This is a genomic window from Actinacidiphila sp. bgisy144, assembly GCF_057708105.1.
On the sequence record NZ_JBYIRM010000042.1, the window covers coordinates 55,582 to 73,928 of the forward strand.

Annotated in this window: 13 protein-coding genes; 8 read left to right on the forward strand and 5 right to left on the reverse strand. The window is 72.2% G+C overall.

What is annotated here, in order from left to right:
• Positions 1-48 precede the first annotated feature (48 nt).
• Positions 49-951 (forward strand): LysR family transcriptional regulator, encoded by a 903-nt coding sequence (locus tag AC3EVP_RS33065; RefSeq protein ID WP_435136429.1) that lies wholly within the window; start codon positions 49-51, stop codon positions 949-951.
• A gap of 54 nt (positions 952-1,005) precedes the next feature.
• Here AC3EVP_RS33065 and AC3EVP_RS33070 read toward each other — a convergent pair whose 3' ends face one another.
• Together AC3EVP_RS33070 and speB are read right to left on the reverse strand one after the other, a co-directional pair.
• Positions 1,006-4,827 carry an ABC transporter ATP-binding protein gene (locus AC3EVP_RS33070; protein WP_435136432.1) on the reverse strand — a complete coding sequence of 1,274 codons (3,822 nt, stop codon included), beginning with the start codon at positions 4,825-4,827 and terminating at the stop codon, positions 1,006-1,008.
• 184 nt (positions 4,828-5,011) lie between these two features.
• Positions 5,012-5,971 carry an agmatinase gene (speB, locus tag AC3EVP_RS33075; RefSeq protein ID WP_435136435.1) on the reverse strand — a complete coding sequence of 320 codons (960 nt, stop codon included), beginning with the start codon at positions 5,969-5,971 and terminating at the stop codon, positions 5,012-5,014.
• A 336-nt stretch (positions 5,972-6,307) separates the two neighbouring features.
• Here speB and AC3EVP_RS33080 point away from each other — a divergent pair, with 336 nt between their 5' ends.
• Complete coding sequence (locus tag AC3EVP_RS33080) at positions 6,308-7,189, forward strand: phosphatase (RefSeq protein WP_335977930.1); 882 nt, start codon at positions 6,308-6,310, stop codon at positions 7,187-7,189.
• 78 nt (positions 7,190-7,267) lie between these two features.
• Here the strand turns inward: AC3EVP_RS33080 and AC3EVP_RS33085 are convergent, their stop codons facing one another.
• From AC3EVP_RS33085 to AC3EVP_RS33095, 3 genes are read right to left on the reverse strand one after another with little or no spacing between them, the layout of a single operon-like run.
• On the reverse strand, positions 7,268-8,152 hold the full coding sequence (locus tag AC3EVP_RS33085; RefSeq protein ID WP_435136438.1) for an acyl-CoA thioesterase: 885 nt from the start codon (positions 8,150-8,152) through the stop codon (positions 7,268-7,270).
• Positions 8,149-9,306, reverse strand: coding sequence for an acyl-CoA dehydrogenase family protein (locus AC3EVP_RS33090; RefSeq protein WP_335977926.1), 1,158 nt, complete (start codon positions 9,304-9,306; stop codon positions 8,149-8,151). The genes AC3EVP_RS33085 and AC3EVP_RS33090 overlap by 4 nt, the downstream gene beginning before the upstream one ends.
• A 32-nt stretch (positions 9,307-9,338) precedes the next feature.
• On the reverse strand, positions 9,339-9,968 hold the full coding sequence (locus tag AC3EVP_RS33095) for an SACE_7040 family transcriptional regulator (protein ID WP_335977924.1): 630 nt from the start codon (positions 9,966-9,968) through the stop codon (positions 9,339-9,341).
• Positions 9,969-10,053: 85 nt separating this feature from the next.
• Here AC3EVP_RS33095 and AC3EVP_RS33100 point away from each other — a divergent pair, with 85 nt between their 5' ends.
• The 6 genes from AC3EVP_RS33100 to glmS form a co-directional block, all read left to right on the forward strand.
• On the forward strand, positions 10,054-11,682 hold the full coding sequence (locus AC3EVP_RS33100) for a carboxyl transferase domain-containing protein (RefSeq protein WP_435136443.1): 1,629 nt from the start codon (positions 10,054-10,056) through the stop codon (positions 11,680-11,682).
• A gap of 41 nt (positions 11,683-11,723) precedes the next feature.
• Positions 11,724-13,814 carry an acetyl/propionyl/methylcrotonyl-CoA carboxylase subunit alpha gene (locus AC3EVP_RS33105; protein WP_435136456.1) on the forward strand — a complete coding sequence of 697 codons (2,091 nt, stop codon included), beginning with the start codon at positions 11,724-11,726 and terminating at the stop codon, positions 13,812-13,814.
• Positions 13,811-14,800, forward strand: coding sequence for a hydroxymethylglutaryl-CoA lyase (locus tag AC3EVP_RS33110; RefSeq protein ID WP_435136446.1), 990 nt, complete (start codon positions 13,811-13,813; stop codon positions 14,798-14,800). The genes AC3EVP_RS33105 and AC3EVP_RS33110 overlap by 4 nt, the downstream gene beginning before the upstream one ends.
• A 2-nt stretch (positions 14,801-14,802) precedes the next feature.
• Positions 14,803-15,969, forward strand: a complete 1,167-nt coding sequence (locus AC3EVP_RS33115) for an acyl-CoA dehydrogenase family protein (RefSeq protein WP_335977920.1) — start codon at positions 14,803-14,805, stop codon at positions 15,967-15,969.
• A gap of 171 nt (positions 15,970-16,140) precedes the next feature.
• Positions 16,141-16,416: a hypothetical protein gene (locus tag AC3EVP_RS33120; RefSeq protein ID WP_335977918.1), complete on the forward strand. Its 276-nt coding sequence runs from the start codon at positions 16,141-16,143 to the stop codon at positions 16,414-16,416.
• 134 nt (positions 16,417-16,550) lie between these two features.
• A partial coding sequence (glmS, locus tag AC3EVP_RS33125) for a glutamine--fructose-6-phosphate transaminase (isomerizing) (RefSeq protein WP_435136450.1) occupies positions 16,551-18,347 on the forward strand: 1,797 nt, incomplete at its 3' end.

Sequence of the window (18,347 nt, forward strand, 5' to 3'; positions counted from 1 at the left end):
AAGTCGACCGGGCTCCGGCCCGTGGGAGTGGGAAGGGAGCGTGCGGGTGTGCTCGATCTGGGCCGGTTGAGGGCGCTGCACGCGGTGCACACGCATGGGTCGATCGGTGCGGCGGCCGCGGCGCTGGGATACACGTCGTCCGCGGTGTCCCAGCAGATCGCCAAGCTGGAGCGGGAAGCCGGCTCGGTGCTGCTGGAGCGGCAGGGCCGCGGCGTGGTGCTGACGGATGCCGCGCAGCTCCTGGTGACCGCGGCGCAGGAGCTGATGCGGGTGGTGGAGTCGGCCGAGGTGGCGCTGGAGGAGCAGCGCGGCCGTCCGGGCGGGCGGTTGACGGTTGCGGCGTTCCCCACTGCGGCCTGCGGGTTGCTGCCGCCGGTGCTGGCCGGGTTGGCGGACGCGTACCCGGCACTGGACCTCCGGCTGGTCGAGGTCGACGCGCACCTGTCGGTCGACCTGGTGGTGCGGGGCGGGGTGGACCTGGCGGTGGCGCACGACTGGGACATCGCGCCGCTGCCCGTGCCGGAGGGGTTGGGGCGGGCGGTCATCGGTGACGACCGGTGCGACGTGCTGGTGCCCGCCGGGCATCCGCTGGCCGCGCGGGAGTCGGTGCTGCGCACGGACATCGCGCGGGAGCGGTGGATCTGCCAGCCGCCGGGTTCGGTGTGCCATGACTGGCTGGTGCGGACGTTGCGGGAGGCGGGCACCGAGCCGGACATGGCGTACCAGGTCGGTGAGTACGGGACGCAGGTCGCCCTGGTGGCGGCGGGGTTGGGTATCGCGCTGGTGCCGCGGCTGGGCCGGGGTCCGCTGCCCGCAGGGGTGCGGGTGGTGCGGTTGGAGCCCGCACCGGTACGGCGGTTGTACGCGCTGTGGCGGAAGGGGGCCGCGCGGCGACCGTCGATCATGGCCGCGGTCGAGGCCTTGCGGACGCACTGGAGGGACACGCAGTGAGCGAACCCCGCTGCCGGGGCAGCGGGGTTCGGATGAGGTGGGCGGTGGTGGGTGTCAGGCGGCGGAGCGGACTTCGCCGGTGAACGTGCGCCACAGTTCGGCGTAGCGGCCGTCCTGGGCGAGGAGTTCGTCGTGGGTGCCGTCCTCGACGATGCGGCCGTGGTCGAGGACCACGACCCGGTCGGCTCGGGCGGCGGTGCTGAGCCGGTGCGCGACCACCAGGGTGGTGCGGCGGACGGCGAGGCGGTCGGCGGCTTGGTTGACCAGGGCTTCGGTGGCGAGGTCGAGTGCCGCGGTGGCCTCGTCGAGGAGCAGGATGGCGGGGTCGACGAGTTCGGCGCGGGCCAGGGCGATGAGCTGGCGCTGTCCGGCGGACAGGTTGCGGCCGCGTTCGGTGACCTGGTGGAGGTAGCCGCCTTCGAGGGTGGCGATCATCCCGTCGGCGCCCACCGCGCGGGCGGCGGCCTCCACTTCGGCGTCGGTGGCGTCCATCCGGCCGTATGCGATGGCGTCGCGCACGGTGCCCGCGAACAGGTAGGGCTCCTGGGGGACGACACCGAGTTGCTGCCGGTAGCCGGTCAGGTCGAGGGCGCGGATGTCGGTGCCGTCGACGAGGACGGCACCGCCGGTCGGGTCGTAGTAGCGGGCGACGAGCTTGACCAGGGTGGACTTGCCCGCACCGGTCTCGCCGACGAAGGCGACGGTCTGGCCGGCCGGTACGTGCAGTTGGATGCCGGCCAGGGCGTCGGGGGTGTCGGCGTCGGCGCTGCCGTAGCGGAAGTCGACATCCTCGAAGGTGATCTCGCCGCGCAGGCGGTAGACCGTCCGCGGGTCGGCGGCCTGCGGGGTGGTGGTGGGCTGGCGCAGCAGCTCGCGGATGCGGCCGAGCGAGACCGTGGCCTGCTGGAAGCCGTCGAAGACCTGGGAGAGTTGCTGGACCGGGGAGAAGAACAGGTCGATGTAGAGCAGGTAGGCGACGAGGGCGCCGGCGGTGAGGGTGCCGGCGTTGACCCGGTGGGCGCCCACGATCAGCACCAGTGCCGCCGCCACGCTGGACAGCAGTTGGACGAACGGGAAGTACACCGAGATCAGGAACTGACCGCGGACCCGGGCCGTGCGGTACTCGTCGCTGCGGTTCAGGAAGCGCTGCGCGCCGAGTTCCTCGCCGCGGAACGCCTGCACCACGCGCAGGCCCGCGACGTGTTCTTGCAGGTCGGCGTTGACGACCGCGACCCGTTCGCGGGCGGACTCGTACGCGCGCACCGACTTGCGGCGGAAGACCCAGGTGGCGAGGACCAGCAGGGGAAGGGTCGCGAAGACCATCAGGGCGAGCTGGACGTCGATGGCGAGCAGGGCGACCAGGATGCCGACGAAGGTCAGCAGGCTGACCAGCGCGGTGACCAGGCCGGTCTGAAGGAAGGTGGACAGGGCGTCCACGTCCGTGGTCATCCGGGTCATGATGCGGCCGGACAGCTCCCGTTCGTAGAAGTCCAGCCCGAGCCGGTGCAGGTGGGCGAAGATCTTCACGCGCAGCGTGTACAGGACGCGTTCGCCGGTGCGGCCGGTGAGCAGGGTGGAGCCCCATTCGACCGCCCACTGGAGCAGGACCAGTCCCAGGCCGACCAGGGAGGCGATCCAGACCGCGTGCAGCGCGTGCCGCCGTACGCCCGCGTCGATGCCGTGGCGGATCAGGACCGGCAGCAGCAGCCCGGCGACGGCGTCGACCGCGACCAGCAGCAGGCTGAGCAGCAGCGGAGTGCGGAAGCCGCGGAGCATGCTGCCCAGGCCGAACCGCTGGTCGGCGGCGCTTGCCTGCTCCTCGTCGATGTCCGGGGTGTCGAGCGCGGGCGGCAGGGCCGCGACCTTGGCGAGGAGTTCCGGGGTGGCGGGCATGCCGGCGAGCGCGCCGGCCATCCCCCCGCCCGGACCGCCGGGACCGCCGGGACCTCTGCCTGCCACCGCGGTCCCGCCCCGACCGGCAGTGTCACCGGCCTGGTCGGTCGCCCGCAGCCGCTCCGGCCACAGATCAGGGGTGACGGGGGCGTCGCCCGCAAGAGCGGCCGTCCGCGTGCCCGGCTCCGCGGCGGCGCCGGCCGGGTCGCGTTCCATGACGTCCGCGCCGAGCGCCTCGGGGTCGGTGAGCAGCGCACGGTAGAGCGGGCTGCGCGCCTGGAGTTCCTCGTGGGTGCCCACGTCGGCCAGCCGTCCCGCGTCCAGGACGGCGATCCGGTCGGCGAGCGCGAGAGTGGAGCGGCGGTGGGCAATCAGCAGCGTCGTGCGGCCGCGCATCACCTGGCGCAGGGCGTCGAAGATCTCCGCCTCGACCCGGGCGTCCACCGCGGAGGTGGCGTCGTCCAGGAGCAGCAGCCGGGGGTCGGTGAGGATCGCGCGGGCCAGGGCGACGCGCTGCCGCTGGCCGCCGGACAGCGTCAGCCCCTGCTCGCCGACGACCGTGTCGTAGCCGTCCGGCAGGGCGCTGATGAATTCGTGCGCCTGGGAGGCGCGGGTCGCCGCCAGGACTTCCTCGTCGGTGGCGTCGGGCTTGCCGTAGGCGATGTTGGCGCGGACCGTGTCGGAGAACAGGAAGCTGTCCTCGGGTACCAGGCCGATCGCGGAGCGCAGCGAGGCGAAGGTCAGCTCGCGGACGTCCACCCCGCCGATCCGCACGGCGCCGCCGGTCACGTCGTACATCCGGGGCAGCAGCAGGGAGACGGTGGACTTGCCGGAGCCGGACGCGCCGACCACGGCGACGGTCTCGCCGGGTTCGATACTCAGGTCGAAGCCGTCCAGGACCGGGCGCTCGGCGCTGTAGCCGAAGGTGACGTGGTCGAAGTCGACGGTGGCGGGGGCGCTCGGCGGGAGGGCCCTGGTGCCTTCGTCGAGGGTCGGGCGGGTGTCGATGAGTTCGAGGACGCGCTCGACTCCGGCGCGTGCCTGCTGGCCGACCGTGAGCATCATCGTCAGCATCCGGACCGGGCCGGTGAGCTGCGCGAGGTAGGTGGAGAACGCCACGAAGGTGCCCAGGGTGATCTGGCCGCGGGCGGCCATCCAGCCGCCCAGGGCGAGCATGCCGATCTGGCCGAGCGAGGGGACCGCCTGGAGCGCCGGTGTGTAGCGGGCGCTGAGCCGGACGGTACGCAGCCGCCCGGCGAACAGGCGGCGGCCCACCGTCCGCAGCTTGTCCATCTCCTGCTGCTCCTGGCCGAACCCCTTGACCACGCGGACGCCGGTGACCGACCCGTCCACGATCCCGGCGACCGCGGCGGCCTGGCCCTGGGCGTACCAGGTCGCGGGGAAGAGCCGCTTGCGGGAGCGGTCGGCGATGAACCACAGCGCGGGGGCGACGGCGAGCGCCACCAGCGTCAGCACCGGGGAGAGCAGCAGCATCACGACGAGGGAGAGCAGGAAGAGCAGCAGGTTGCCGATCATGACGGGCAGCATGAACAGCAGCCCCTGGATCAGCTGGAGGTCGCTGGTGGCGCGGCCGACGACCTGCCCCATGCTCAGTTCGTCCTGGCGGCGGCCGTCGAGCCGCATGATCGACCGGAACATCTCGTCACGCAGGTCGTGCTGGACGTCGAGTGCCAGCCGCCCGCCGTAGAAGCGGCGCATGTACGTGAGGACGTAGACGACGGCAGCGGCTGCCACCAGGGCGATCGCCCACGGCATGAGCTGCCGGTCGTGCGTGACGATGACGTCGTCGATGATCAGCTTGGGCACCAGCGGCACCAGGGCGGTGACGCCCATGCCCGCCAGGGACGCCCCGAACGACAGCAGCACGCTCCGCTTGTAGCGCCACGCATAGCCGCTGAGCCTTCGAAGCCAGCCCTGCCCGGAGCCGTCCTCGGCCGGCTCCCCCGGTTTCGCCTTCGCCACGCTGTCCTCCACCACGTTCGTCCCCGCGGTCCGCGACCGCCTGACCCGCTGAGGCCCAACGCGCCTGACCGCGCGTTTCATCCTCCCGCAACAAATCCAACGACCAAAGTCGCACATGAGTACGACTTTGGTCCTCATCACTTCGAGTGATCCGCTGCGGGGCGAAAAAGGGACAGGGGCGGTCTCAGCGGGTGGCGGAGATCTGCCGCGCCATGATCGTCGTCAGCTCGTAGGCGGTGTGGGAGGCGGCAACGGCAGTGATCTCCGCGTGGTCGTACGCCGGGGCGACCTCCACCACGTCGGCGGAGACCAGGTGGCAGCCGGCCAGGCCGCGCAGGATCTCCAGGAGTTCGCGGGAGGTGAGGCCGCCGGCCTCGGGAGTTCCCGTGCCGGGAGCGTGGGCGGGGTCCAGGACGTCGATGTCGACCGAGACGTACAGGGGGCGGTCGCCGATCCGTTCGCGCAGTTGCTGGACGACCTCGTCGACGCCGCGGCGCATGACGTCGGCGGAGGTGACGATGCCGAAGCCCATCTTCGCGTCGTCGTCGAGGTCCTTCCGGCCGTAGAGCGGGCCGCGGGTTCCGACGTGGGAGAGCGCGGAGGTGTCGAGGATGCCCTCCTCGACCGCGCGCCGGAAGGGCGTGCCGTGCGTGTAGGCGGCGCCGAAGTACGTGTCCCAGGTGTCGAGGTGGGCGTCGAAGTGGAGCAGGGCCACCGGCCCGTGCCGACGGGCGACCGCGCGCAGCAGCGGCAGGGCGATCGTGTGGTCGCCGCCGAGCGTCATGAGCCGGGCCCCGGTCGCCAGCAGGTCGTCGGCGGCGGCCTGGACGGACTCCACCGCCTCGCCGATGTCGAACGGGTTGGCGGCGATGTCGCCCGCGTCGGCGACCTGGGCCAGTTCGAAGGGGGAGGCGTCCTGCGCCGGGTTGTACGGGCGCAGCAGCCGGGACGCCTCGCGGATGGCGTTGCCGCCGAACCGCGCGCCGGGGCGGTAGGACACGCCGGTGTCGAAGGGCACGCCGACGACCGCGACGTCGGCGGCGCCCACCTCGTCGAGCCGGGGCAGCCGGGCGAAGGTCGCGGGACCCGCGTAGCGCGGGACCTGCGAGGAGTCGACGGGGCCGCGCGGCTGTGCGCTGCTCATAGGGCTGCCTCTTCTCGGTGTGGCGGTCATCGGTGCGACCGTCGTCCAGTACGACCGGCAGGACGACCGGCTTCATGGGCGCGGTCGGTCCTTCACGGCTGTGAGCTCACGGCTGTAAAGCAAAGTGCTGCCGCTGCGTGCGCGGCAGCTACCGCCACGGACGGTGCCGGGTCCGCAGTGGGCGCTCGTGCCGGCGGGTCCGCCGGTCTCCGCGACCCTACGGACCCCTGCCCCTCCCCGAAATGTACGTTTCCTCCAATCGGCGGCGGTGATTACGCCTCGGCGTCGATCCAGGGCACGTCGCATACCAGGACGCAGGGGCGGGAGAATGTGCTCATGCCCATGGACCCGCTGCCTGCCACCCCCACTCGCCAGGCCCTCGTCTCGCACCTGATACGCACCCGGATCGCCGGTGACGTCGCGACTCCGCGCGAGAACAACCTCGACCACTACCGCGAGCTCGCCGAGGGCAACCGCTACTTCTGGTTCGGGCTGGACCTCGGCGACCGGTGGAGCGACGAGGCCGCGGTGCTCGAGCTGATGGCCGAGCGGTGCGGGGTCGTCGCCGATCCCGAACACGTCCGCGGGCAGGACACCATCGACCCGGAACTGACCGTGGACGGGCTGGACCGGATGGCGGCGGTCCTGAAGAAGGCGGTGGAGAACCGGTCCACGGTCCTGCTGGCGAGCGGGCACCCGGCGGGGCTGTTCGCCGTGCACAACGTGCTCGCCAAGGCGCTGCGCACGGTCGGCTGCCATGTGGTCGGACCGGCGGAGAACCTCTACGCGGACGGCGGCGAGATCCGCTACCTGGGCGGCGTCTTCATGCTGCACCGGGGCGGCAGCCTGGTGCACACGCACTCCCCCGAGCCGATGGCCGAGGTGCTCAACGCCCTGGAGCGCGACGGGCGCGGGCTGCCCGACCTGGTGGTGGCCGACCACGGGTGGGCCGGTTGCGCGGGGTCGCGCGGCATCGAGACCGTCGGCTTCGCGGACTCCAACGACCCGGCCCTGTTCGTGGGCGAGTCCGAGGGCACGGTCCTGGTGACGGTGCCGCTGGACGACAACGTGCAGCCGCACTTCTACGCGCCCATGGCGTCCTATCTGCTGGACGCGGCCGACCTGCGGCACCGTCCGGCGCCCCGCCCGAACGGCGGCGGGCGGCACCGCCCGGACCCGCGGGCCCGGCGGGCCAGGACCCGCAAGACCCGGGACTGACCCGCACCACCCGGGACTGACCCGCACCACCCGGGACCGGCCGGACACGGCCGGGCCCTGACCGGGACGGCTTCCGCCTCAGGCGCGCGGCACCCGGACCAGGCCCTCCTGGATCACCGACACGGCCAGCGCGCCGTCCTGCGTGTAGATGCGGGCGGTCCCCAGTCCGCGGCCACCCGAGGCGGACGGGCTCTGCTGGTCGTACAGCAGCCACTCGTCCGCGCGGAAGGGGCGGTGGAACCACATCGCGTGGTCCAGGCTCGCGCCCACCACGTCGCCGACCGCCCAGCCACCGCGCCCGTGCGCCAGGAGCACGGAGTCGAGCAGCGTCATGTCCGACACATAGGTGGCGAGGCAGACGTGGAGCAGGGGGTCGTCGACGACTTTGCCGCGGGTGCGGAACCACACCTGGGAGCGCGGCTCGCGGCGCACCCCGGCGGTGAGGAAGGGCGGGTCCTCGACATAGCGCAGGTCCACGGCGGCACGCGCCTCGCGCAGTCGGTCGACCACGGTCGGGTCGGGGAACTTGTCGGCGTGGGCCGGCAGCAGTTCGTCGGCGCAGGGAAGGGTCTCGGGGTCCGGCGCCGCCGGCATGGCCTCCTGGTGCTCCAGGCCGTCCTCGTGCACCTGGAAGGACGCCGAGAGGTGGAAGATCGGCTGGCCGTGCTGGATCGCGACGACCCGGCGCGTGGTGAAGGAGCGGCCGTCGCGAATCCGGTCCACCTGGTAGACGATCGGCGCACCCGGGTCGCCGGGCCGCAGGAAGTACGCGTGCAGGGAGTGCGCGGCGCGCTCCTCGGGCACGGTGCGGCCGGCCGCGACCAGGGCCTGCGCGGCGACCTGGCCGCCGAAGACGCGCGGCACCACGGCCGAGCGGCTGTAGCCGCGGAAGATGTCCTGCTCGATCCGCTCCAGGTCGAGGAGGGCGAGCAGGGACTGCAGGGGCGTCGGGTTGTCGTTCACAGGCCCATCGATTTGGCGATGATCGTCTTCATGACCTCACTGGTCCCGCCGTAGATCCGGTTGACCCGGTTGTCCGCGTAGAGGCGGGCGATCGGGTACTCGTTCATGTAACCGTATCCGCCGTGCAGCTGGAGGCAGCGGTCGATGACGCGAGCGGCGACCTCGGTACAGAACAGCTTGGCGGAGGCGGCGTCGGCGGCGGACAGCTCGCGCCGGTCGTGGGCCTCCAGCGCACGGTCCACCACGGCCTCGGCAGCGTCGACCTCGGCCTTGCAGGCGGCCAGCTCGAACTTGGTGTTCTGGAAGGACGCGACGGTCTTGCCGAAGACGGTGCGGTCCTGGACGTAGGCCTGGGCGAAGCGGACGGCGGCCGCGGCCTGGGCGTAGGCGCCGGCGGCGATGGCCAGCCGCTCCTGCGGGAGGTTCTGGCCGAGGTAGGAGAAGCCCTTGCCCTCCTCGCCGAGCAGGTCCTCGACCGGCACGCGCACGTCGGAGAAGGACAGCTCCGCGGTGTCGGAGGTCTTCAGGCCGAGCTTGTCGAGCTTCCGGCCGACCGCGTAGCCCTCGGACTTGGTGTCGACGACGAACAGCGAGATGCCCGCGCGGCGGTCCTCGGGGGTGGGCGGGGCGGTGCGGGCGCAGACGATGACCCGGTCGGCATGGACGCCGCCGGTGATGAAGGTCTTCGCCCCGTTGAGGACGTAGTGGCTGCCGTCCTCGGCGAGCTTGGCGGTGGTCTTCATGCCGGCCAGGTCGGAGCCGGTGCCGGGCTCGGTCATCGCGATGGCGAACATCGTGGCGCCGCTGACGAAGCCGGGCAGCCAGCGCTTCTTCTGCTCCTGCGTGCCGTACGCCATCACGTACGGCAGGCACAGGCCGACGTGCACGCTGCTGCCGCCGAAGCTGACTCCGGCGCGGGACAGCTCCTCGCTGATCACGGCCTGGAACTTGAAGCTGGTCTCGCCCGCGCCGCCGAACTCCTCCGGCACCTCGATGCCGAAGACGCCCAGCTCGCCGAGCTTGTAGTAGAACTCCCGCGGCACCTGTCCGGCCGCCAGCCACTCGTCGTAGACGGGGACGACCTCGGCCTCGATGAAGGCGCGGATCGTCGCGCGAAACGCTTCGTGGTCTTCGTTGAACACCGTACGACGCACAGCGCGCCTCCCGTCCGAGAATAAGCAAGCGCTCAGAAAGTTACCCGCCGGTCGTCGTCGCTGTCCAGGCCGGAGGTGCTGTCGAGGGCGTCCAGCGCGCTCAGCGCGAGCCGGTGCAGGAGGGCGGCCATTCCGGCGCGGTCGGGCAGTCCGGACTGGGCGCCGAGGTGGGGGGTGGAGTTGAGCAGGCCGAACACCGCGTGCACCGCGGCGCGCGCCTCCAGTTCGCTGGCGTCGGGATAGACGCGGCGGACCACGCCCACCCACTCCTCCACGTACTGCCGCTGGAGCTGGCGGACGAGCTTGCGGTCCGAGTCGCGCAGCCGGTCCAGCTCGCGGTCGTGCAGGGTGATCAGCGGCCGGTCGTCGATCGCGAAGTCGATGTGGCCGCGGATCAGCGCGTCCAGCGCCTCGGCCGGCTCGCCACTCTCGGCGACCCGCATCCGGCCCGCGGCCAGCAGCCGCCCGCTGATCCCGACCAGCAGCTCGGCGAGCATCGCGTCCTTCCCGGCGAAGTGCCGGTACAGGCCGGGGCCGCTGATGCCGACCGCGGCCCCTATCTCGTCGACGCCGACCCCGTGGAACCCGCGCTCGGCGAAGAGCCGCGCGGCCTCTCTGAGGATCTGCTCGCGCCGGTTTTCCACAGCTTTCGTCGGACTCATGAAATCGAGTCTAGACAATCCCGTTAGCGGGCGTTAACGTGAAGTCATCGGTTAACGCTCGCTAACACCATCCGGGGGCCGACCCATGGCAGCACCCACCTTGACCAGTGCCGCAGATCCGACATCGGAGACATTCCGCGCCAACGCGCGGGCTCACGCCGAGCTCACGGCCACGCTGCGTGACAAGCTGGCGGCCGCCCGACTCGGCGGCGGGGAGAAGGCGCGCGCACGGCACACCGCGCGGGGGAAGCTGCTGCCCAGGGACCGGGTCGACGGGCTGCTCGACCCTGGTTCCCCCTTCCTCGAGCTGGCACCGCTCGCGGCCGACGGGATGTACGACGGGCAGGCGCCCGCCGCGGGGGTGATCGCCGGGATCGGCCGGGTCTCGGGCCGCGAGGTCGTGGTCGTGGCCAATGACGCCACCGTCAAGGGCGGCACCTACTACCCGATGACGGTGAAGAAGCACCTGCGGGCCCAGGAAGTCGCGCTGGACAACCGGCTGCCGTGCGTCTACCTGGTGGACTCCGGCGGCGCCTTCCTCCCCCGGCAGGACGAGGTCTTCCCCGACCGCGACCACTTCGGCCGGATCTTCTTCAACCAGGCCACCATGTCCGCCCGCGGCATCCCGCAGATCGCCGCGGTGATGGGTTCGTGCACCGCCGGAGGCGCCTACGTGCCGGCGATGAGCGACGAGGCGGTGATCGTGCGGAACCAGGGCACGATCTTCCTCGGCGGCCCGCCGCTGGTGAAGGCCGCAACCGGCGAGGTGGTCACCGCCGAGGAACTCGGCGGTGGCGAGGTGCACTCCCGGACCTCCGGCGTCACCGACCACCTCGCCGAGGACGACGCGCACGCGCTGAGCATCGTCCGCGACATCGTGGCCACGCTCCCCGCCCGGGGCGCCCCGCCGTGGACGGTGCAGCCCGCGCAGCCGCCCGCGGTGGACCCCGCGGGGCTCTACGGAGCGGTGCCCGCGGACTCCCGCACCCCGTACGACGTCCGGGAGGTGATCGCCCGGCTGGTGGACGGCAGCCGCTTCGCGGAGTTCAAGGCGGAGTACGGCACCACGCTGGTCACCGGGTTCGCCCACGTCCAGGGCCACCCGGTCGGCATCGTGGCCAACAACGGCATCCTGTTCGCCGAGTCCGCCCTCAAGGGTGCGCACTTCATCGAGCTGTGCGACCAGCGCGGCATCCCGCTGCTCTTCCTCCAGAACATCTCCGGGTTCATGGTGGGCCGGCAGTACGAAGCGGGGGGCATCGCCAAGCACGGCGCGAAGATGGTGACGGCGGTGGCGTGCACGCGGGTGCCGAAGCTGACCGTGGTGATCGGCGGCTCCTACGGCGCGGGCAACTACTCGATGTGCGGCCGGGCCTACAGCCCCCGCTTCCTGTGGATGTGGCCCAACGCCAAGATCTCGGTGATGGGCGGTGAGCAGGCCGCCTCGGTGCTGGCGACGGTGAAGCGGGACCAGTTGGCGGCCGCCGGTGAGAAGTGGAGCGAGCAGGCGGAGGAGGAGTTCAAGGCGCCGATCCGCGAGCAGTACGAGACCCAGGGCAACGCCTACTACGCGACGGCCCGGCTGTGGGACGACGGGGTGATCGACCCGTTGGAGACCCGCACCGTGCTGGGGCTGGCGCTGACCGCCTGTGCCAACGCGCCGCTGCCGGCGGCCGATCCGACCGCGCCGGGCTACGGCGTCTTCCGGATGTGAGGGCCGAGATGAGCAGTGTGACCACACCGAGCCGGTCGGAGATGTTCGACACCGTACTGGTCGCCAACCGGGGCGAGATCGCGGTGCGGGTGATGCGCACCCTGCGCGCGTCGGGGGTGCGGTCGGCGGCGGTGTTCACCGAGGCGGACGCCGGGGCCCGGCATGTGCGGGAGGCCGACTGCGCGGTACGGGTGGACAGTTACCTGTCGGCGGCCGAACTGGTCCGGGCGGCCGGTGAGGCGGGCGCCCAGGCGGTCCACCCCGGCTACGGCTTCCTCGCCGAGAACGCGGGCTTCGCCCGGGCCTGCGCCGAGGCCGGCCTGGTCTTCATCGGCCCGCCGGCCGACGCGATCGAGCTGATGGGCGACAAGATCCGGGCCAAGCAGACGGTGCGGGCCGCCGGGGTGCCGGTGGTGCCGGGCAGCAGCGGCAGCGGGCTGACCGACGAGGAACTGGCGGAGGCGGCACGGGAGATCGGCATGCCGGTGCTCCTCAAGCCGTCGGCGGGCGGCGGCGGCAAGGGCATGCGGCTGGTCCGGGACGCGGCGCAGCTGCCCGAGGAGATCGCGGCGGCCCGCCGGGAGGCGCGCGGTTCTTTCGGTGACGACACACTGCTGGTGGAGCGCTGGGTGGACCGGCCCCGGCACATCGAGATCCAGGTGCTGGCCGACGCGCACGGCCATGTGGTGCACCTGGGCGAGCGGGAGTGCTCGCTCCAGCGCCGCCACCAGAAGGTGATCGAGGAGGCGCCCTCGGTGCTGCTGGACCCGGCGACCCGGGCGGCAATGGGTGAGGCGGCGGTGCAGGCGGCGCGGTCCTGCGGGTACACCGGTGCGGGCACGGTGGAGTTCATCGTGCCGGGCACGGACCCGTCCGCGTACTACTTCATGGAGATGAACACCCGGCTCCAGGTGGAGCACCCGGTCACGGAGCTGGTGACCGGGCTGGACCTGGTGGCGTGGCAGCTGCGGGTGGCGTGCGGGGAGCCGTTGGACTTCGGCCAGCAGGACGTGGCGCTGACCGGGCACGCGGTCGAGGCGCGGATCTGCGCGGAGACGGCCCGGCCGGGCGACGGCGGAGTGGACTTCCTGCCGTCGGCGGGCACCGTGCTGGAGGTGCGGGACCCGGACGGCCCCGGGGTGCGGGTGGACTCCGGCCTGGCGGCGGGCACCGAGGTCGGCACCGCCTACGATCCGATGCTCGCCAAGGTGATCGGGTACGGGCCGGACCGGGCGACGGCGCTGCGCCGACTGCGGGCGGCGCTGGCCGGCACCGTGGTACTGGGCGTGGAGACGAACACCGGGTTCCTGCGGCGGCTGCTGGCCCATCCGGCGGTGGTCGCGGGCGAGTTGGACACCGGGCTGATCGACCGGGACGCGGCGCTGCTGGTGCCGGAGGGGGTGCCGGACGAGGTGTACGAGACGGCGGCGCTGCTGCGGCAGCGTGCGTTGGGCGCGGAGACGGAGGGCGGCGGGTGGGTCGACCCGTTCTCGGTGCCGAGCGGGTGGCGGCTGGGCGGGGAGCCGGCGTGGACGGTGCACCATCTGCGGGTGCCGGGCCGGGAGCCGGTGCGGGTCGGAATCCGCGCCGGCCGGGTGCGGATCGGCGACGGCCCCCCGGTGCAGGCGCGGATCGAGGTGGCCGGCTCCCGGGTGACGCTGTACCGCGAGGGCAGGGCGTGCGGCTTCGACACGGCGGGCGAGTGGCTCGGCCGGGAGGGCGACAGCTGGCATGTGCAGTCGTACGACCCGGTGGCGGCGGCGCTGCGCGGGCTGGCGGCCGGTGCGGGGGACGGAGCGCTGACGGCGCCGATGCCCGGCACGGTCACGGTGGTGAAGGTGGCCAAGGGCGAGCAGGTGGTGGCCGGGCAGGGCCTGCTGGTGGTGGAGGCGATGAAGATGGAGCACGTGATCGCCGCGCCGTACGACGGCACGGTGGCCGAGATCGATGTCGCCGCGGGCACGGCGGTGGCGATGGACCAGGTGCTGGCGGTGGTCACCCCGAATCTCCCGGACGCCCCGAACTCCCCGGGCACCCCGGACGCCCCGGGCACCCCGGACGCCCCGGGCACCCCGAACCCCCCGGAGGGCGGCGCCGATGCCACCCCGGACAGCGCGAGGGAGGCGTCATGACCGACACCAACGGCTCGCAGGACACCGGTGCGGGGCTGCCCGCGGGCCTGCCGATGGCGGTTCCGGCACCCGGCCTGCCGGAATACGTCCGCATCCATGAGGTCGGTGCCCGCGACGGCCTGCAGAACGAGAAGTCGACGGTGCCGACCCAGGTGAAGGCGGAGTTCGTGCACCGCCTGGCGGACGCGGGGCTGACGACGATCGAGGCGACCAGCTTCGTGCACCCCAAGTGGGTGCCCCAACTGGCGGACGCGGCCGAGCTGATGCCGCTCCTGGCGGACCTGACGGGGCGGCCGGAGCTGCGCCTGCCGGTCCTGGTGCCGAACGCCCGGGGGCTGGAGCGCGCCCTCGAACTGGGGGTGCGGGAGATCGCGGTGTTCGGCAGCGCCACCGAGTCCTTCGCCCGGGCGAACCTGAACCGCACGGTGGCCGAGTCGCTGGCGATGTTCGAGCCGGTGGTGGCCCGCGCCAGGGACGCCGGGCTGCGGGTGCGCGGCTATCTGTCGATGTGCTTCGGCGACCCCTGGGAGGGCCCAGTCCCGATCGCCCAGGTCGCAGAGGTGGCCCGCCGGCTGTACGAGCTGGGCTGCGCCGAGTTGAGCCTCGGCGACACCATCGGGGTGGCGACGCCCGGCCATGTGGTGGCGCTGCTTGACGAGTTGACCGCCGCCGGGGTCCCGATCGGACACCTCGCGGTGCACTTCCACGACACGTACGGCCAGGCGCTGGCGAACACCCTGGCCGCGCTTCGACGCGGGGTGGCTGTCGTCGATGCCTCGGCGGGTGGCCTGGGCGGCTGCCCGTACGCCAAGAGCGCCACCGGGAACCTCGCCACCGAAGACCTCGTCTGGATGCTGCACGGGCTCGGCATCAGGACCGGGGTCGACCTCGACCGCCTCAGCGCCACAAGCGTCTGGATGGCGGAGCAGTTGGGACGGCCCAGCCCGTCCCGTACCGTCCGCGCCCTCACCCACCGGGAGCCGTAGCCATGTCCATCGACCACCGCCTGTCCGAGGAGCACGAGTCGCTGCGGGCGACCGTGGCCGAGTTCGCCCATGACGTGATCGCACCGAAGATCGGCGACTTCTACGAGCGGGAGGAGTTCCCGTACGAGATCGTGCGGGAGATGGGGCGGATGGGCCTGTTCGGGCTGCCGTTCCCGGAGGAGTACGGCGGGATGGGCGGGGACTACTTCGCCCTGGGGCTGGCGCTGGAGGAGCTGGCCCGGGTGGACTCCTCGGTGGCGATCACCCTGGAGGCGGGGGTGTCGCTGGGTGCGATGCCGGTGTTCCGGTTCGGCACCGAGGAGCAGAAGCGGACCTGGCTGCCGCGGCTGTGCTCGGGCGAGATGCTGGGCGCCTTCGGCCTGACCGAGCCGGAGTGCGGCTCCGACGCGGGCGGCACCAGGACCACCGCGCGGCTGGACGAGGCGACCGGCGAGTGGGTGATCAACGGCACGAAGTGCTTCATCACCAACTCCGGCACCGACATCACCGGCCTGGTCACGGTGACCGCGGTGACCGGGCGCAAGGAGGACGGCCGGCCGCGGATCTCCTCGATCATCGTGCCGTCCGGGACGCCGGGCTTCACGGTGTCGAAGAAGTACAGCAAGGTCGGGTGGAACGCCTCGGACACCCGGGAGCTGTCGTTCACGGACTGCCGGGTGCCGGCGGCGAACCTGCTGGGCGCGGAGGGCCGGGGGTACGCCCAGTTCCTGCGGATTCTGGACGAGGGCCGGATCGCGATCTCCGCGCTGGCCACCGGGCTGGCCCAGGGCTGCCTGGACGAGTCGCTGGCGTATGCGCGGCAGCGGGAGGCGTTCGGGCGGCCGATCGGCGCGAACCAGGCGATCCAGTTCAAGCTGGCCGACATGGAGATGCGCGCCCACACCGCCCGGCTGGCCTGGCGGGACGCGGCGTCGCGGCTGGTGCGCGGGGAGGAGTTCAAGAAGGAGGCGGCGCTGGCGAAGCTCTACACCTCGGAGATCGCGGTGACCAACGCCCGCGAGGCGACCCAGGTGCACGGGGGGTACGGCTTCATGAACGAGTACCCGGTGGCCCGGATGTGGCGGGACTCGAAGATCCTGGAGATCGGCGAGGGCACCAGCGAGGTGCAGCGGATGCTGATCGCGAGGGAACTGGGGCTGGCCGAGTGACCCGATAACGCCGGCAGATCCGGAAAGCGCCTGCCGCTCCTCCGGTGAACACCTGCCGCTCATCCGTTTAACGATCGCCACTCACCCGTTCGGCCCTCCCCAACCGCACTGGGGTGCCCGAAAGCGGGCAGGATTCTTGCAAAGCGGCGATGATCTGATGAGTATCAACGGGTGCCTGAACACCGGACGTCCTATGACGACCTCATCGACCACCTGGTCCGCACCACGTCGCTGCACCGCGGCGAGGCGGCCCGGGTGGTCATGGACGTCCTGGCGTACTTCGACGAGACGACCGAGGAGTACGTCCGCCGCAGGCACCGCGAGCTCCAGGCGAAGGGCCTGGTCAACACGGAGATCTTCGAGCGGATCAGCGAGGAGCTGCCGCACCGCGCGGTCGCCCCGGCCGCGCTGTCCCAGCGCCAGCTGCGCCGGATCGTCTACGGCTGACCGAGGCACCCCGCCCCACACCCCCACCAGCTCCACCCACCCACCAGCTCCACCCACCCCCCCAGCTTCACCCACCCCCACCAGGCGCTCAGGGGCGCCGGGCACCCGACAGGTACGACCGAGAGGGACGGCATATGTGCGGAATTGTCGGCTACATCGGCAGGCGCGACGTGGCACCACTGCTGCTGGAGGGCCTGCAGCGGCTGGAGTACCGGGGCTACGACTCGGCCGGCATCGCGATCACCGGCCGATCGGGTGAACTGCGGACCGTCAAGGCCAAGGGCCGGGTGCGCGACCTGGAGGCCCGCGTCCCCAAGCGCTTCGCCGGCACCACCGGCATCGCACACACCCGCTGGGCCACCCACGGCGCGCCCAGCGACGCCAACGCCCACCCGCACCTGGACGCGGACAGCGCGGTCGCCGTCGTGCACAACGGCATCATCGACAATGCCTCCGAGCTGCGCGCCAGGCTCAGCGCCGAGGGCACCGCCTTCACCTCCGAGACCGACACCGAGGTGCTCGCCCACCTGATCGCCCGCTCGCAGGCCGACACGCTGGAGCAGCGGGTGAGCGAGGCGCTGCGCTCGGTCGAGGGCACCTACGGCCTCGCGGTACTGCACCGCGACTTCCCGGACCGGATCGTGGTGGCCCGCAACGGCTCGCCGGTGGTGCTCGGCATCGGCGAGAAGGAGATGTTCGTCGCCTCCGACGTGGCCGCGCTCGTCGCCCACACCCGCCAGGTCGTCACGCTCGCGGACGGCGAGATGGCCACCCTGAAGGCCGACGACTTCCGCACCTACACCACCGAGGGCTCGCGGACCACCGCCACGCCGACCACCGTGGAGTGGGAGGCCGAGTCGTACGACATGGGCGGCCACGACACGTACATGCACAAGGAGATCGCCGAGCAGGCCGAGGCGGTGGACCGGGTGCTGCGCGGGCGGATCGACGACAAGTTCGCCACCGTCCACCTCGGCGGGCTCAACCTCGACCCGCGCGAGGCCCGCGGGGTGCGCCGGATCAAGATCCTCGGCTGCGGCACCAGCTACCACGCCGGTCAGATCGGCGCGCAGCTCATCGAGGAGCTGGCCCGTATCCCCGCCGACGCGGAGCCGGCCTCGGAGTTCCGCTACCGCAACCCGGTGGTCGACCCGGACACGCTGTACGTCGCGGTGTCGCAGTCCGGCGAGACGTACGACGTGCTGGCGGCCGTACAGGAGCTCAAGCGCAAGGGCGCGCGGGTGCTCGGCGTGGTCAACGTGGTGGGTTCGGCGATCGCCCGGGAGGCGGACGGCGGGACCTATGTGCACGCCGGGCCCGAGGTCTGCGTGGTGTCCACGAAGTGCTTCACCAACACGGTGGTGGCCTTCGCGCTGCTCGCGCTGCACCTGGGCCGGATCAGGGACCTGTCGGTCGCCGACGGCCGCCGGATCATCGAGGGGCTGCGGCGGCTGCCCGGCCAGATCGACGAGATCCTCAAGGCCGAGCCGGAGATCAAGCGGCTGGCGCTGCACTTCGCGGACGCGAAGTCGATGCTGTTCATCGGCCGGGTGCGCGGGTACCCGGTGGCCAGGGAGGCGTCGCTGAAGCTGAAGGAGGTCAGCTACATCCACGCCGAGGCGTACCCGGCCTCGGAGCTGAAGCACGGGCCGCTGGCGCTGGTGGAGCCGGCGATGCCCACGGTGGCGATCGTGCCGGACGACGACCTGCTGGAGAAGAACCGGGCCGCGCTGGAGGAGATCAAGGCCCGCAGCGGCCGCATCCTCGCCGTGGCCCACCAGGAGCAGGAAAAGGCCGACCACACGATCATCGTCCCGAAGAACGAGGACGAGCTCGACCCGATCCTGATGGGCATCCCGCTCCAGCTCTTCGCCTACCACACCGCGCTGGCGCTGGGCCGGGACATCGACAAGCCGAGGAACCTCGCGAAG